The organism is Streptomyces sp. NPDC040545, from assembly GCF_055595065.1.
Window position 1 is genome coordinate 125,106 of record NZ_JBVIWA010000003.1, and the last position, 14,441, is coordinate 139,546.

12 protein-coding genes are annotated in these 14,441 nt (G+C 73.2%); 7 read left to right on the plus strand and 5 right to left on the minus strand.

What is annotated here, in order from left to right:
* Positions 1-11 precede the first annotated feature (11 nt).
* The gene (locus ACZ573_RS08600; RefSeq protein WP_471300951.1) at positions 12-1,526 is read left to right on the plus strand and encodes an IucA/IucC family protein; all 1,515 of its coding nucleotides are present in this window, start codon (positions 12-14) and stop codon (positions 1,524-1,526) included.
* Between the two features lie 58 nt (positions 1,527-1,584).
* Positions 1,585-2,256 carry a class I SAM-dependent DNA methyltransferase gene (locus ACZ573_RS08605; protein ID WP_471300954.1) on the plus strand — a complete coding sequence of 224 codons (672 nt, stop codon included), beginning with the start codon at positions 1,585-1,587 and terminating at the stop codon, positions 2,254-2,256.
* Positions 2,257-2,391: 135 nt separating this feature from the next.
* Here the strand turns inward: ACZ573_RS08605 and ACZ573_RS08610 are convergent, their stop codons facing one another.
* On the minus strand, positions 2,392-3,588 hold the full coding sequence (locus ACZ573_RS08610) for a cytochrome P450 family protein (RefSeq protein WP_471300956.1): 1,197 nt from the start codon (positions 3,586-3,588) through the stop codon (positions 2,392-2,394).
* Between the two features lie 194 nt (positions 3,589-3,782).
* On the opposite strand from ACZ573_RS08610, the gene ACZ573_RS08615 reads away from it, so the two are divergent.
* Together ACZ573_RS08615 and ACZ573_RS08620 are read left to right on the plus strand one after the other, a co-directional pair.
* The gene (locus ACZ573_RS08615; RefSeq protein ID WP_471300958.1) at positions 3,783-5,312 is read left to right on the plus strand and encodes an FAD-binding oxidoreductase; all 1,530 of its coding nucleotides are present in this window, start codon (positions 3,783-3,785) and stop codon (positions 5,310-5,312) included.
* Between the two features lie 12 nt (positions 5,313-5,324).
* Complete coding sequence (locus tag ACZ573_RS08620; RefSeq protein WP_471300960.1) at positions 5,325-6,566, plus strand: trypsin-like serine peptidase; 1,242 nt, start codon at positions 5,325-5,327, stop codon at positions 6,564-6,566.
* Here ACZ573_RS08620 and ACZ573_RS08625 read toward each other — a convergent pair.
* A complete protein-coding gene (locus ACZ573_RS08625; RefSeq protein WP_471300962.1) occupies positions 6,517-6,912 on the minus strand; it encodes a hypothetical protein in 396 nt (131 codons plus the stop codon). The genes ACZ573_RS08620 and ACZ573_RS08625 overlap by 50 nt on opposite strands.
* A 133-nt stretch (positions 6,913-7,045) precedes the next feature.
* Here ACZ573_RS08625 and ACZ573_RS08630 point away from each other — a divergent pair, with 133 nt between their 5' ends.
* The 3 genes from ACZ573_RS08630 (at position 7,046) to ACZ573_RS08640 (ending at position 10,369) form a co-directional block, all read left to right on the plus strand.
* Positions 7,046-7,777: an alpha/beta fold hydrolase gene (locus ACZ573_RS08630; protein ID WP_471300964.1), complete on the plus strand. Its 732-nt coding sequence runs from the start codon at positions 7,046-7,048 to the stop codon at positions 7,775-7,777.
* 149 nt (positions 7,778-7,926) lie between these two features.
* Positions 7,927-8,979 carry a serine hydrolase domain-containing protein gene (locus ACZ573_RS08635; protein ID WP_471300967.1) on the plus strand — a complete coding sequence of 351 codons (1,053 nt, stop codon included), beginning with the start codon at positions 7,927-7,929 and terminating at the stop codon, positions 8,977-8,979.
* A gap of 169 nt (positions 8,980-9,148) precedes the next feature.
* Positions 9,149-10,369 carry a beta-ketoacyl-[acyl-carrier-protein] synthase family protein gene (locus ACZ573_RS08640; RefSeq protein ID WP_471300969.1) on the plus strand — a complete coding sequence of 407 codons (1,221 nt, stop codon included), beginning with the start codon at positions 9,149-9,151 and terminating at the stop codon, positions 10,367-10,369.
* Positions 10,370-10,538: 169 nt separating this feature from the next.
* Here the strand turns inward: ACZ573_RS08640 and ACZ573_RS08645 are convergent, their stop codons facing one another.
* The 3 genes from ACZ573_RS08645 to ACZ573_RS08655 all read right to left on the minus strand — a co-directional run bounded on the left by ACZ573_RS08645 (position 10,539) and on the right by ACZ573_RS08655 (position 14,369).
* The gene (locus ACZ573_RS08645) at positions 10,539-11,810 is read right to left on the minus strand and encodes an acyltransferase family protein (protein WP_471300971.1); all 1,272 of its coding nucleotides are present in this window, start codon (positions 11,808-11,810) and stop codon (positions 10,539-10,541) included.
* Between the two features lie 2 nt (positions 11,811-11,812).
* Positions 11,813-13,900 carry a bifunctional polysaccharide deacetylase/glycosyltransferase family 2 protein gene (locus ACZ573_RS08650; protein ID WP_471301762.1) on the minus strand — a complete coding sequence of 696 codons (2,088 nt, stop codon included), beginning with the start codon at positions 13,898-13,900 and terminating at the stop codon, positions 11,813-11,815.
* 94 nt (positions 13,901-13,994) lie between these two features.
* Positions 13,995-14,369: a hypothetical protein gene (locus ACZ573_RS08655; RefSeq protein ID WP_471300974.1), complete on the minus strand. Its 375-nt coding sequence runs from the start codon at positions 14,367-14,369 to the stop codon at positions 13,995-13,997.
* Positions 14,370-14,441 lie beyond the last annotated feature (72 nt).

Here is a 14,441-nt window from a genome sequence, read left to right on the forward strand (position 1 = left end):
GGAGCCTCAGCATGCACCTTTCCCCCTCCCCGGCCGAAAAAGCCGTCGCCGCCGAGCTGGCCGGCGTACGCCCGTCGCTCGGAGCCTCGTACGCCGCCGCGCTCGGCGGTGCCCGGGCGGCCGTGCTGACCCGGCTGTGGCGGGCCCTGGCCTACGAGCCCCTGCCCTGGGTCCTCGCCCGCGAGCACGGGTCCGACGGCCTGGCGCTGCTGCTGGCCGGGGGCGCCCGGCTGGAGGGCCCGCTGCCGGATCCGTACGCGACCGGCCCCTACGTGAGCGAGCTGCTGCTGGACGGCAGGCCCTACCGGCAGGCGGCGCGGCTGGTGGCGGCCCTCGGGGTGCCGCACGGGGAGGGGTTCGCCGCCGAGCTGGACGCCTGTACGGCCTCCCTCGCGCTCTCCCGGGCCGGTCAGCCGCCGGCCGGGGAGGACCCCGCCCCGCTGACCACCTGGGAATGGGAGCAGCGGGTGGTCGACGGGCACCCCTACCACCCGAACTGCCGTTCCCGGCCCGGTTTCTCGGTGGCCGAGCAGCTGGCGTACGCGCCCGAGCACCGGCCGGTGGTGGAACTCGGGCTGGTCGCCGTACGGGCCGAGGAATGCCTGGTCACCGGCGACTGGCCGGAGGAGCTGCGGGACGCGGGACGGGTCCTGGTCCCCGTCCACCCGTGGCAGGCGGCGCACGTCCTGAAGCACGAGCGGGTGCGGCCCGGTTTCGCGGCGCACCCGCTGATGGCCCTGCGCACCCTGGCCCCCACCGACGGCGGGGCGCACGTGAAGACCGCGCTGAGCGCGCGGCTGACCTCGTCCGTGCGGGACATCTCCGTCTACTCCATCGAGACGGCGGCGGCGGTCTCGGCCTTCGCCCAGGGCCTGTCCGAGCGGCTGAACGGCCGGCTGCACATCACCCGCACGCTGGGCGCCACGACCGCGCACAGTCCGGACCTGGCGGCCGTGCTGCGCGAGCCGCCGGAGGTGTACGCGGACGCCGCCGCCGGTGAGCGGGTGCTGCCGGTGGCCGCCCTGGCCTCCTTCGGCCCGGCGCGCTCGGCGGCCTGGCGGGCCGAGTTCGCCCGGCTCGCGCTCTCGGTGTGCCTGCGGGTGCTGGAGCTCGGGGTGGCCCTGGAGGCCCACGGCCAGAACCTCCTCGTCGTCCTCTCCCCCGCCGGCGCCCCGCTGCGGCTGGTCTACCGCGACCTCGCCGACATCCGGATCAGCCCGGCCCGGCTGGCCCGGCACGGCCTGCCGGTGCCGCCCCTGTCCGGCAGGCTGGTCACGGACGACGTGGCCGTGCTGCGGCGCAAGCTCTTCGGGTCCTTGCTGACGGGGGCGCTCGGGGCCACGGCGGGTTCGGCCGGGGCCTTCGCCGAGGCCCTCACGGAGGTGACCGCCCTGCCGGCCACCGCCGACACCGAAGCTCTGCTGACCGGGCCGCTGCCCACCAAGGCGCTCACCCTGATGCGGCTGAGTCCCGGGATTCCGGGTGATCAGTGGGCGGAACTGCCCAATCCGCTGGTCGGGGGGTGAGCGGGAGCACTCGGCCGGTTTCCCCTCGGAGGGGCTCTGGAGGCTACTGTTCAGGGGCATGACAGAGACCTCGTACCTCAGCTCCGTACGGGCGTCCTACGACGCCGTCGCCGTCGACTACGCGCGGCTGCTCAGCGCCGAACTGGCCGGAAAGCCGCTGGACCGGGCCATGTTGGCGGCCTTCGCGGAGTACGTGCGCGACGACGCGGGCGGCGGGGGCCGGGCGGTGGCCGACCTGGGCTGCGGCCCGGGCCGGGTGACGGCGCATCTGGACGGGCTGGGCGTAAGGGCCTTCGGCGTCGACCTGTCCCCGGCGATGGTGGCGGTGGCCCGCCGGACGTATCCGGGGCTGCGCTTCGAGGTGGGGTCGATGGCCGCCCTGGACGTGGCCGACGGTGTCCTGGGCGGGGTGCTGGCCTGGTATTCCACCGTGCACACCCCGCCCTCCGGACTGCCTGCGCTGTTCGCGGAGTTCGCCCGGGTGCTGGCGCCGGGCGGCCACCTCCTGATCGCCTTCAAGGCGGGCGACGACCGGATCCGGCTGGACCACGCGTACGGGCATCCGGTCGACCTCGACGTGTACCGGACACCGCCCGAGCTGATCGCGGCCCTGCTGGCCGGGGCCGGACTGACCGAGGTGGCCCGCCTGGTCCGCGAGCCGGGCCCCGACGAGAAGTCCGCCCAGGGCTTCCTGCTGGCACGCAAGGGCCAGGGCGTGTCCGCAAAGTAGCGCCGGCGCCCGCGGGGCGGGCCCCCGGCGTCTGGGTGCCGTGCCTCGCAAGGCGGAGGGCCGCCCGTGTACTGGACCGTACTCGGGCGCGCACCGAGGGGGTGTCTTGCCGATCGCGCCGGGCTCGCCCGGCGCTCACCAGCGCAGCGGCAGCCGCGTCACGCCCCGCATCAGGGTGCCCGGAAGCCAGTCGGGCGGGCCCGCGTCCGGGTCCCCGGCGAGGTCCGGGAAGCGCTCCAGCAGGGCCCGGACCGCGATGCGGCCCTCCATGCGGGCGAGCGGGGCGCCGAGGCAGAAGTGGATGCCGTGACCGAAGGCGAGGTGGCCCGGGCCGGTGCGGCGGATGTCGAAGACGTCCGGCGCGGGCTGCGTGAAGCGCGCCGGATCGCGGTCCGCCGCGGCGAGGGCCACCAGGACGGAGGATCCGGCCGTGATGGTGACGCCGCCCAGCTCCAGGTCCGCGGCGGCGAAGCGGTACGTGGCGTGCTGGACCGGGCCGTCGTAGCGGAGCATCTCCTCCACCGCCCCGTCGATCAGCCCGTCCGGGTCTGCGCGCAGCGCGGCGAGCTGGGCGGGGTGCGCGAGCAGGGCCCGTACGCCGTTGCCGATCAGGTTGACGGTGGTCTCGTGGCCCGCGACCAGCAGCAGGAAGGCCATCCCGATCAGCTCGTCCGGGGAGAGCCGGCCGCCGTCCTCGTCGCGGGTGCGGATCAGGGCGCTCAGCAGGTCCTCCCCGGGATCCTCGGCCTTGGCCGCCACGAGTTCGCGGAGGTATGCGGTCATCCCGTCCACGGCCCGGGGGTCCGCGCCGACGCCGTCGAGCGGGGCGACGATCTCCCCGGACCAGTAGCGGAAGCGCTGCCGGTCCAGGCCCGGGACGCCGAGGAGTTCGCAGATGACGGTCATCGGCAGCGGTACGGCGAAGGACGCGATCAGGTCGGCCCGGCGGTCGGGCCGGACCGCCATCGCGTCGAGCAGCTCGTCGGTGATCTGCTGGACGCGCGGGCGCAGGGACTCCACGCGGCGGGCGGTGAACTCCCGGGCCACCAGGCGGCGCAGCCGGGTGTGGTGGGGCGGATCGGTGTCCAGCATGCCGGTGGCGACGGCGGGGACGGGCGTGGTGTTCGTGAACAGCTCGGAGCCGAGCCAGTTCTTCGACAGTCCCGGATGGGCGAGGGCCTGCCGGGCCTCCTCGTGGCCGACGACCAGCCAGGTGCGTTCGCCGCCCAGCACCAGCCGGTGGACGGGGCCGGCGGTGCGCAGCGCGTCGTAGAAGGGGTACGGGTCGGCGTTGAACGCGTCGGCGCGCGCGCTGAGATCCACGAGGGCCATGACGGCAGCGTACGGCGGCCGTTCGCGGGTCGCGGAACGGATTTTCGGATCACAGGTCGGATCGCGGAGGGCGGATCGCGGTACGGCCATAGGACAAACCGAACCGTTTCGGCTGTGCGCCGTTCAGGGGGCACCCCGGTACCTGTGGGACCTGCCTGCACGCCTATCGGCCCGGGCGGTGGCAGGAAGGAGGTATGAGCCTCCATCGCCGCCAAGTCCTGGGCAGCGCGGCCGCGGCCGTCCTCGCCACCGTCGGGGCGGCGGCCCGGACCCCGGACTACGGCGCGCTGGCACGCGGGATCGACGGGCGCCTGGTGCTCCCCGGGGACCGGGACTACCCGGAGGCCCGCCGGCTGTTCCAACCCCGGTACGACGCGGTCGCCCCGGCCGCGGTCGCCTATCCCGCGCACGCCGGGGACGTGGCCGTCTGCCTGGACTTCGCCCGCCGCTCGGCCGTGCCCGTGGTTCCGCGCGGCGGCGGGCACAGCTACGCCGGCTGGTCCACGCGATCCGCCGGGCTGGTCGTCGACACCGGGGCCATGGCCGCGGTGTCGGTCGAGGGCGGCAGCGACGGCGACGGCGACGTACGGATCGGCGCCGGGGCCCGGCTCGGGGACGTGCACGCGGCCCTCGCCGGGAACGGCCGGTCCGTCCCGACCGGGCTGTGCCCCTCCGTCGGCATCGCCGGACTCACCCTCGGCGGCGGGCTGGGCCTGGCCTCGCGGGCGTACGGGACCACCGCCGACCGGCTCACCGGGGCCCGGGTGGTCACCCCCGACGGGATCGTCCGCGAGGTCTCCGCCGACCGGGAACCGGAACTCTTCTGGGCGCTGCGCGGCGGTGGCGGCGGCAACTTCGGCGTGGTCACCGAATTCCGTTTCCGCACGCACCCGGTCGGCGCGTGCGCCTACGCCGAACTCCACTGGCCCGGCGGCGACTCCGCGGCCGTGCTGCGCGGCTGGCAGCGCTGGCTGGCCGGGCTGCCGGACCCGTTCTGGAGCCAGGTGGAGTTCACCGTCGAGGTGGGCGCCGGGGCCGGGGCGCCGCCGGCGGTGCGGGTGGTGTGCCTCGACGGCCGCCAGGAGCTGGAGCGGCAGTTGACCCGGCTGTCCGACCTGGTCGGCGGGGCGCCGCGGGACAGCTGGATCGCCGTACGCAGCCATGAGGACACCGTCCGGGCCATGTCCGGCTGCCTGGAGCTGAGTCCCGCGCAGTGCCGGCTGCCGGGCACGCTGCCGGGCCGGGACCCGCAGGGACGGCTCGGCCGGGACTCGTACGCCGCACGCTCCGACTTCTGGGCCGGCGGCGGGCTGCCGGACGCGGCGATCGGCGCGGTCCTGGACGCCGCGCGGCGGTACGGGACGAGCGTGCCCCGGGGCGGCCTGGGCGTGGTCCAGTTCGACGGGGTCTGCGGCGGTGCGGTGAACCGCGTCCCGGCCGGCTCCACCGCCTTCGTTCACCGCGACAGCGCCTTCCTCGCCCAGTACCTCGTCTACTGGCCCGGATCCGCACCGGCCGCCGAGGTGGCCCGGCACCAGGGCTGGCTCGACGGGCTCTGGCAGGCCCTGCGCCCCTGGGTGAGCGGCCGCGCCTACCAGAACTACACCGACCCCAAGCTCACGGGCTGGCGCGAGGCCTACTACGGCCCGAACCTCGCGCGCCTCCAGGAGGTCCGGCGTGTCTACGACCCGGACCGGCTCTTCCGTTTCCCCCAGGCCCTTTAGGGAGTGTCCGGCATGCGACGTACGTTGACGATGGCCGTGATGGCGGCCGCCCTGCTGGCGCCGGCAGGGCCGCTGTCCGTGGCCGCGACCGGGAGCGCCGCCGCCCCGGCGGCCGTCGGCCGCTGGTCGGCGCGCGAGGCGCAGTCCTTCTGGACCGCCGAACGGATGGCCGCCGCCGCCCCGTTGCCGCCCGTGCCGCCCGAACTCGTGGATCTTGCACCGCCCGAGCTGCCCGAACCGCCGGAGTCGGCCGAACCCGTCGAACCGGCCGAGCCCGCCGAGGAGATCCCCGCCACCACGCCGACCCCCGTCGTGACAGGGCTCCCGGTACCGTCCGCAACTCCGGCCCCCACCCCCACGCCCACAGCCGCTCCCACCGCCGCTCCCACACGCACACCTGGTGCCGTTCCCACGCCCACCCGCGCCCCATCGGCTCCGTCTCCGTCTCCGTCGCCGTCTCCGTCTCCGTCTCCGGCCACGCTTCCGGCCCCGGCACGCCCGGCCGTTCCACGGCTGCCGGCCCTCACCCCCGGCATCGGGCAGAATTTCGACGGCATCCCGGTCGCCGGCCGGCTGTACCTCGTCAAGGGTGGCGGGGCCTACTTCTGCACCGCGAGCGTGGTCTCCTCCCCCGGCCGCAACCTGGTGCTCACCGCGGCGCACTGCCTGCTCGGCTCCGACACCCAGCAAGTGGCCTTCGTACCGCAGTACACGCGGGCGAAGCCGCAGCCGTACGGCATGTTCCCGGTCCTGCGGGACGCGGGCGGGCGCTCCAAGATCTGGATCGACCCGCGCTACCGCGCCCAGGGCGTCGACCGCGCGGCCACCCTCGACGTGGCCTTCGCCCAGGTCGGTCCGGACGCCCGCGGCTTCCCGGTCGAGGCGGTGGTCGGCGGGAACCGGCTGGTGACCGGCGCCGGTTACGCGCACGCGCGGGTCAGGTTGATCGGCTACCCCGCCTCCGCCGCCCGGCCGCGTGTGTGCGTCAACCGGACGACGAAGTTCACCAGTGCCGACGCGCGGATCCCGGGATCGTTCCTGCGGATCAACTGCACCGGCTATCCGGGCGGGACCAGCGGCGGTCCGTTCCTGACCGGCTACGACACGCGCACCGGGACCGGTGACGTGGTGGGGGTCATCGGCGGCTGGAAGACCGGCGGGGACAAGGCCGACACCTCGTACAGCTCCTACTTCGGCGCGGACATCAGGAAGTTGTACGAGAAGGCGGTTGCCGGGGCGAAGGCGCGGCGGTGAGCACCCGCACCCGGCGGGTCCGGCGCGGGTTGCCGACCGTACGCGGTGTCACCGGAAGCCCGCCGCCGCTCAGCGCGTCGGCGGGCGCGAGGCCGAGCCGTCGGCGCAGGTCGGCGAGGGCCGCGTGGACGGGCGCGAGGACCACCTCGGCGCCCGGGTCGGCGGACGCGAGGGCGTGCGCGGTGGTCTCGATCGCCTCGGCGGCGTCCTCGGCGGCGGCCCGGCTCCAACCGCCGGGCGCGCCGGTTCCCCAGGGGGCGATGGTGTCGTAGAGGTGGCATGCGGCATCGGCCACGGCGTCGGCCCGTTCACCGACGCCCGGCGCCGCGATGGTCGGCAGTTCCATGCCGGGTCAACGAGCCGATACCGCCCGGGGTACGTACGGGCGGCCACCGAGGTGCTGAAGGGGGGTGCGGAAGTCCATCGCCACCGCCCGGCGGTAGAGTCGGTCCGGAGAGCACGCGGATCCGGGGGGACTCATGACAGCTACGGATGCACCACCCATCGTCTTCGTCCATGGGACGCGGTTCAGCGCGGGGCAATGGAGCTCTCAGCTCACCGTTCTCCGGAAAGACTTTCAGGTGGCCGCCGTCGACCTGCCAGGCCACGGCGCGCGCTCCGCTCAGCCCTGGAGTCTGGACGCGGCGACGGAGATCATTTCTTCTGCGGTGGACTCACTCGGCCGCGGACCCGCTCTGGTCGTCGGACACTCGCTCGGCGGGTACGCCTCGCTGGAGTTCGCACGACGCTGCCCGGAGCAGCTGCGGGGGCTGGTTCTCGCGGGGGCCAGCGCCTCGACGAGCGGTCCGTGGGCCACGCCGTACCGGTTGATCGCCGGGCTTGTCCCTCGCCTACCGGCGGACCGGCTGACCCGCTGGAACGACAGGTTCCTACGTCGGCTCTACTCACCCGAGGTCGTGGGCGCCACCATCCGCGCCGGTTACGCCTTCCACACGCTGCCGGCCGCCTGGGGCGAGGTACTGGGCCGCTTCGACGCGGATGACATGCGCCATGTGTCGGCTCCCGTACTCATCCTGAACGGCGAGAAGGACACCGTCTTCCGGTCCGGCGAGACGGACTTCGTCCGGGCTCATCCGGACGCCCGCATCGAACTGATCCCGCGGGCGAGACACCTCGCCAACTTCGACGATCCCGATGCCTTCACGGATGCCGTCCGCCGCTTCGCCCTGCACCTACCTGCCCGCACCTGACCGCACGCCCCAGCTGCGGCGGGAAGTCCCCGTCCGGACGGACGATCACGCTCCCCTCCTCGCCGTACTGCTCAGGTCGCAGTGCCGGCGCCGGAAATCATCATCAGGGCGCACCGGCCGGAAGGGGGGAGGCGGCAATGATGTCCGTCATGGCACAAGAACTCGCAGCGCTCGCCCAGCAGACCGCGGACCGGCTGGCCGAGCAGCACGTCGGCGTGGTGGTGGCCGCGGTGGCGGATGACCTCGTGGAGATACGGGGTGCCGGAAGCACCGGAGCGAACCACGGCGGTGTCCCCGGCCCCGGCACCCTGTTCGAGATCGGTTCGGTGACCAAGGCGTTCACCGCCCTGGCCCTGGCGCGCCTGGCGTCCGCCGGCACGGTGGGCCTGGACGAGCCGCTCGCCGATCTGCTGCCCGCCGGGACGGCCGTTCCGTCACGGGACGGCCGGCCGATCTCCCTGGAGCATCTGGCCACCCACACCTCCGGCCTGCCGCGACTGCCGAAAGGCATGCTGCTCCAGGCTCTGCTCCACCCGTCGAAACCGGATCCGTACGCCGGCTGCACGGCCGACGTCCTGCTGTCCGGGCTGGCGCGGACCCGTCTGGGGGCCACTCCGGGGAAGCGGTTCCGGTACTCCAACCTCGGAGCGGGCCTGCTGGGGCTGGCCCTCGCCCGCCGGGCGGGCACCGATTACGAGGCCCTCATCACCCGTGAGATCTGCGCCCCCTTGGGCATGACCGACACCGCCGTGACGGTGGACGGCACCCGCTCGGACCGCTCCGCGCAGGGCCACGCACGCCGCGGGCGGCCCGCCGCACGCTGGCATCTCGCCGACCTGGCGGGAGCGGGAGGCCTGCATTCGACGGCGACGGACCTGGTGGCCTTCGTACGGGCCCAGTTGGACGGCGGCCCGGCAGAGCTCGCCGAGGCGATCCGCCTGAGCCGTGCGGTCGAGTACCGCAGGAGCTCCTTCGCCTGGGTGCACCTCGGCTGGATGGCCCACCACCTGCACCCCCGGCAGGGGGGCCACCTCCAGGTCTGGCACAACGGAGGAACAGGGGGCTTCTCCTCCTTCATCGGGTTCGACCCGGAGAAACGGCTCGCCGTCGTCGCCCTCGGCAACACGCGGCGCCCGGTGGACGCCCCTGCCTTCGACCTCCTGCGCACTCTGCAGGCAGAGCGCGCGGCCGAGCCGAACTGACCACGGCTCAGGGCCGCTCCGCCCGGGAGCCGGATCGCCATGGCCGAACCCTACAAATTCATGATCATGAATCGATTGATCACCCCGCTCATGAGTCAGGCCCTCGCTTGACACAGTGGTGACAGAGCCAGTCCGACCGACTGTGAGATCACTACAAGGGGGAACCGTCATGGGTACGGGCATCACCGGAGTTGCCGTCACCGGCCTGGGGGCCACCACCCCGCTCGGCGGCGACGCGGACACCACCTGGCAGGCGATGCTGCGCGGCGAGAACGGCATCCGCGCCATCGAGGAGGAGTGGGCCGCGTCCCTCCCCGTACGCATCGCCGGGCGGGTGCTGCAGGATCCGGCCGAGGTGCTGGACCGGGTGCAGGCGCGGCGCCTGGACCGCTGCGAGCAGCTCGCGCTGGTGGCCGCCCGCGAGGCGTGGGCGGACGCGGGGCGGCCGCAGGTGGATCCGGAGCGGCTCGCCGTGGTCATCGGCACCGGGACGGGCGGGGCGCTGACCCTGCTGGGGCAGGACGACGTCCTGGAGGCCTCCGGCGTGCGCAAGGTCTCCCCGCACACCGTTCCGATGCTGATGGCCAACGGTCCGGCGGCCTGGGTGTCCATCGAGCTCGGCGCGCGCGGCGGCGCGCACACCCCGGTCAGCGCCTGCGCCTCGGGCGGGGAAGCCCTCTCGCTCGCCCTGGACCTGATCCGGCTCGGACGGGCCGACGTGGTGGTGGCCGGCGGTACGGAGGCCTGTGTGCACCCGCTGCCGCTGGCCGGGTTCGCGCAGGCCAAGGCCCACTCGACGCGCAACGACGACCCGGCGGCGGCCTCCCGTCCCTTCGACACCGGCCGCGACGGCTTCGTCATCGGCGAGGGCGCGGGGCTGGTGGTCCTGGAGCGGGCGGAGTTCGCGGCCGCGCGCGGGGCGCGGGTGTACGCACGGCTGGCGGGGTCGGGGGTGACCTCGGACGCCCACCACATCACCGCCGCCCACGCGCCGGGACAGGTACGCGCGATACGGACGGCGCTGGCCTCGGCCGGGCTCTCCCCCGCCGACGTCGCGCTCGTGTACGCGCATGCGACGTCGACGCAGGCGGGCGACCTGGTGGAGGCGCGGTCGATCGCCGAGGCGGTGGGTACGCACGCCGCGGTGACGGCGACCAAGTCCATGACGGGGCACCTGTTCGGGGCGGCGGGCGCGTTGGGGGCCATCGCGGCGGTGCGGTCGGTGTACGAGGGGGTGGTCCCGGCGACCCGCAACCTGGAGTCTCCGGACCCGGAGGTCGGCCTGGACGTGGTCGCGGGCGGCCCCCGCCGGATGCCGGTGCCCGCCGCACTGGCGAACGCCTTCGGCTTCGGCGGCCACAACGCCGCCCTGCTCTTCACCTCCGCCTGACCCTGTCGCCCGCCGGCGCCGGCGGCCCTCGTACGTGAACACCTGCGTGTGGGACCGGACGCCGGTCAGCGGGCCAGTACGTGGCCGTCGTGGGGGCGGTGGTCGCGGGAGCGGCGCAGGTCGGTGGTGACGTAGGCCGTGCCGGCGGCTCCTGCGATGCGCAGCGCCGTCAGTCGGCGGCCCGGCGCCTGCCCCGTCGGCGGCGCGGGTACGGGAAGAGTCGTGGCGGGCGTTTGGCGGCCAGGTCCTCGACCCAGCCGAAGGTCAGCACCAGCAGGCCGAGCAGCGGAATCGCCACCAGCAGCGTGAACCATTGGCTGGCCAGCAGCCACTGGAGGTTCGTGTAGAAGAAGTGGACGCTCCACAGGGGGTCGATCAGGGGGACGGCGACCACCAGCGCCGCCTCGTGCCAGAGGTAGACGCTGACGGCGCGTGCGTTGAGGAGGCGGACGAGGCCGTTCCAGCGTGCCAGCGGTCCGGGCCACTGCGCCCAGGACGGGCTGACGTGGAGCAGGATGGCAACGAACCCGAAGGACCACAGGGCCTGGGCGATCGGCCAGGACTCGATGTCGGTCGGTTCGGTGGGATCGACCGGCCGGGTCTGCAGGTACCAGAGGCCGGCCACCATGATCAGCGGTGCGATGGACGGCAGTACGTACTGCGGGATCTTCTTGAGCAGCCCCTCCTGGTGGGCCATGCCGAGGATCCAGCAGGAGCCGAACATCGTGAAGTCGTTGGCGGTCTCCCACACCCGGCTGTAGATGAATTCCTGGTCGGCGAAGAACGTGTTCATGACGATCGTCAGCGCCAGGGGCATGGACAGCGTCACCACCGGAAACCGGCGCAGTGCCCGGAGCATCAGCGGTGAGAGCAGCACGTACCAGAGGTAGGCCCGGAGGTACCAGAGCGGGACGATGATCTGCGCGGCCCAGGTGTGTTCCACGTGATGGTGGAAGCCGGCCAGCTCGTCCGCGTAGGGCGGGGTGCTCAGCGGCAGGATCCAGAAGGCCAGCTTGGCCCACCACCAGCTGGGGTGGCCCTCGGAGTGGGGGCCCCAGCCGTCGAGGATCTGGAGGGCGATCACGACGGCGCCGAACAGCCACATCGGCGGCAGCAGCCGACGCAGTCGGCTGCGGATCACACCGGGAGCGGGACGGCTGAGCGAGCGGGCCATCAGCGAGCCGGCCAGCGCGAACATCACGCCCATCGACGGGAAGACGAGGGGCAGCCAGAACCAGCCGAAGTTGTGGTAAAGCACCACGCGGCCCAGCGCCAGCGCGCGCAGCAGGTCGAAATAGCGGTCCCGGCCGCCCTTGCGCTCGGGCGGTGCGTCCTGCTCCCGCCCCGGCTCCGGGTCCCGCTCCGGCTCCTGTCGCAGCACGGCGGGGACCCTCAGCTGGACGGTGTCGCAGGTGCGCCCGAGCTCGATGGGTGCGGTCACGGTCAGGCCTCCACGGGTACGGCGACCTCGCCGGTGCGGCGGAGCTTCTGCCACCGCAGCCGGCCACCGGTCATCGCCGTGATCGCGGACTGCAGCAGGACGATGTACATGAGCTGCCGGTAGACGAGTTGCTGGATCGGCAGGCTGATCAGATGCCAGGGCTTCTCGCCGTCGAGCCGGAAGGCGTACCAGGACAGCGCGGCCTGGAGCAGAATGAAGCCGCCCCAGCTGGTGAGGGTGATCGGGGCGTCCCCGAACAGCACGCCGTACAGCAGGAACATGTCGACCAGCGGCGCCAGCAGCGGGGCGACCACGCCGAACAGCACGACGAGCGGCAGCCCGAGTCGGCCGAAGCGCCCGGCCGGGCCGCGGGAGGTCACGGCGCCGCGGTGCTTCCACATCGCCTGCATGCTGCCGTAGCTCCAGCGGTACCGCTGGGACCAGAGCTGCTGGAGGCTGGCGGGAGCCTCGGTCCAGGCGCGGGCGTGCTCGGCGTAGACGATCCGCCAGCCGTCGCAGAGCACCGCGATGGTGATGTCGGTGTCCTCGGCAAGGGTGTCGTCGCTCATCCCGCCGACCTGCTGCAGGGCCTCCTTGCGAAAGGCACCGACCGCGCCGGGGATGGTCGGGATGACGCCCAGCATGTCGTACATCCGGCGGTCCAGGTTGTGGCCGAGGACGTACTCGATGTGCTGCCAGGCGCCGATCAGGCTCTCCCGGTTGCCGACCTTGGCGTTGCCCGCGACCGCGCCGATCGCCGGGTCGCCGAAGGGCTGGACCAGCTCGCGTACGGTGGACGGCTCGAAGACGGTGTCGCCGTCCATCATCACGATGATCTCGTACGAGGCTGCCGCGATGCCGGTGTTGAGCGCGCTGGACTTGCCGCCGTTGACCTGGCGGATCAGCCGGACGAACGGCAGGTCCATCTCCTCGACGATGTCCGCGGTGCCGTCCGTCGAGCCGTCGTCGATGACGATCACCTCGATGGGATGGTCACCGGCGGCCAGGGATTTGAGGGTGTTGGCTATGCACTCGCGCTCGTTGTAGGCCGGGACCAGTACGGTGACCGGCTCGGTCACCGGCAGCCCCCAGGCATCCCGCCGCTTGGAGCGGCGGGCGTGGATCGGTGCGAGAACGAGCATCAGCGCGAACCGGCCGAAGTTGAGGAAGCCGACGAGGGCCAGCAGCGCGACCAGCACCGGCAGCGTGTGCACGGCGAACCCGGTGGCCCAGATGAATCCCTTGCCGGCCCACAGCTGGAAACCGTGCACCGGCACGGTAGCGCTGGAGGCGCCGAGTGCCTCGGAGATGGTGGTGAAGCGGTAGCCCTGGGCCTGCAGCTTGTCGATGATCTGTACGAGCGCGGCGATGGTCTGGGTACGGTCGCCACCCGCGTCGTGCAGCAGGATCAGCTCTCCCGCACCGGGCTTGGACGGCATCGCAGCCTTGACTATCTGCTCGACGCCGGGACGCTTCCAGTCGTCGGTGTCGCGGTCGATGAACGCGGTGAGGTAGCCGCGCGCACCCACGTACTTGATCACCGGGTAGTTCCAGTCGTCCAGCGCCGAGGCATCGGAGGAGTACGGCGGGCGGAACAGCGCGCTGTGGACGCCCGCGACACCGGCCAGCGCCAGCTGCGTCTGCGCCATCTCCCAGCTGATCCGGGCGTGGGACTGGTACACCAGATCGGGGTGGGTGAAGGTGTGCACGCCGAGTTCGTGGCCGCCCGCGACGATCTGCCGGATCAGCTCCGGGTTGCGCGTGGTCATCGCGCCGGTCACGAAGAAGTCCGCACGGATGTTGCGGGCCGCGAGCACCTCCAGGACCTTCGGAGTCCACTCCGGCGAGGGACCGTCGTCGAAGCTCAGAACCACGGTGCGGTCGGGGATGTGATAGCTCACGGGGTGCTCGTTCCTGGTTCCCCGCGCGTCGATGATCGGGCCCCCCTTGAGCAGGTTGTCCGGCACGGTCGTCTTGTCGACCGAGATCGCGATCCGCGAGTCGTGGAACGCCTCGTTGGTGGCGAGGCCGCGCAGGACGAGGAGCGCGAGCAGGCAGGCCAGCAGGGACAGCGGCATGAAGAAGCGCAGCGGTGGCGCGGCCAGTCGGCGCGGCCTGAGCAGGGACTGCCGACGGCGCTGGTGGCGAGGCAATGACGCTCCTGGAGATGGGTGGTGCGGACGATCAGGGGTGCTTCGCCGGCCGGCCGGGGGGCGCGGTGCCGCGCGGCGCGGTGGTCGCGTTCTTCGCCGTGGTGGCCGCGTTCTTCGGCGTGGCGGCCATGGTCTTCGGCGTGGTGGCCGCGGTCTTCGTGGTGGTGGCCGCGGTCTTCGCCTGGGGTGTCGCAGACCGCGTGGCGGTCCGGGGCGCGGACGACGAGGACGACGGGCCGGGCGACAGCGACGGCACGGGTGAGGGCGGCGGAGCGGCCTGCCGTGAGGGCTGCACGGGTATGCCCATCGCCGGGGCGTCCGCCTGCACACCGATCAGGCTGCTGCCCATGGCGACCGCCAGGACCGCGCCGATCAGGGAGACCGGCCAGCAGAGGCCTCGCAGCACACGGCCGCGCAGACCCGACTGGTCGACGAATACCGGTGCGGGAGCGGACTCTCGAAATTTTGACTCAGACAT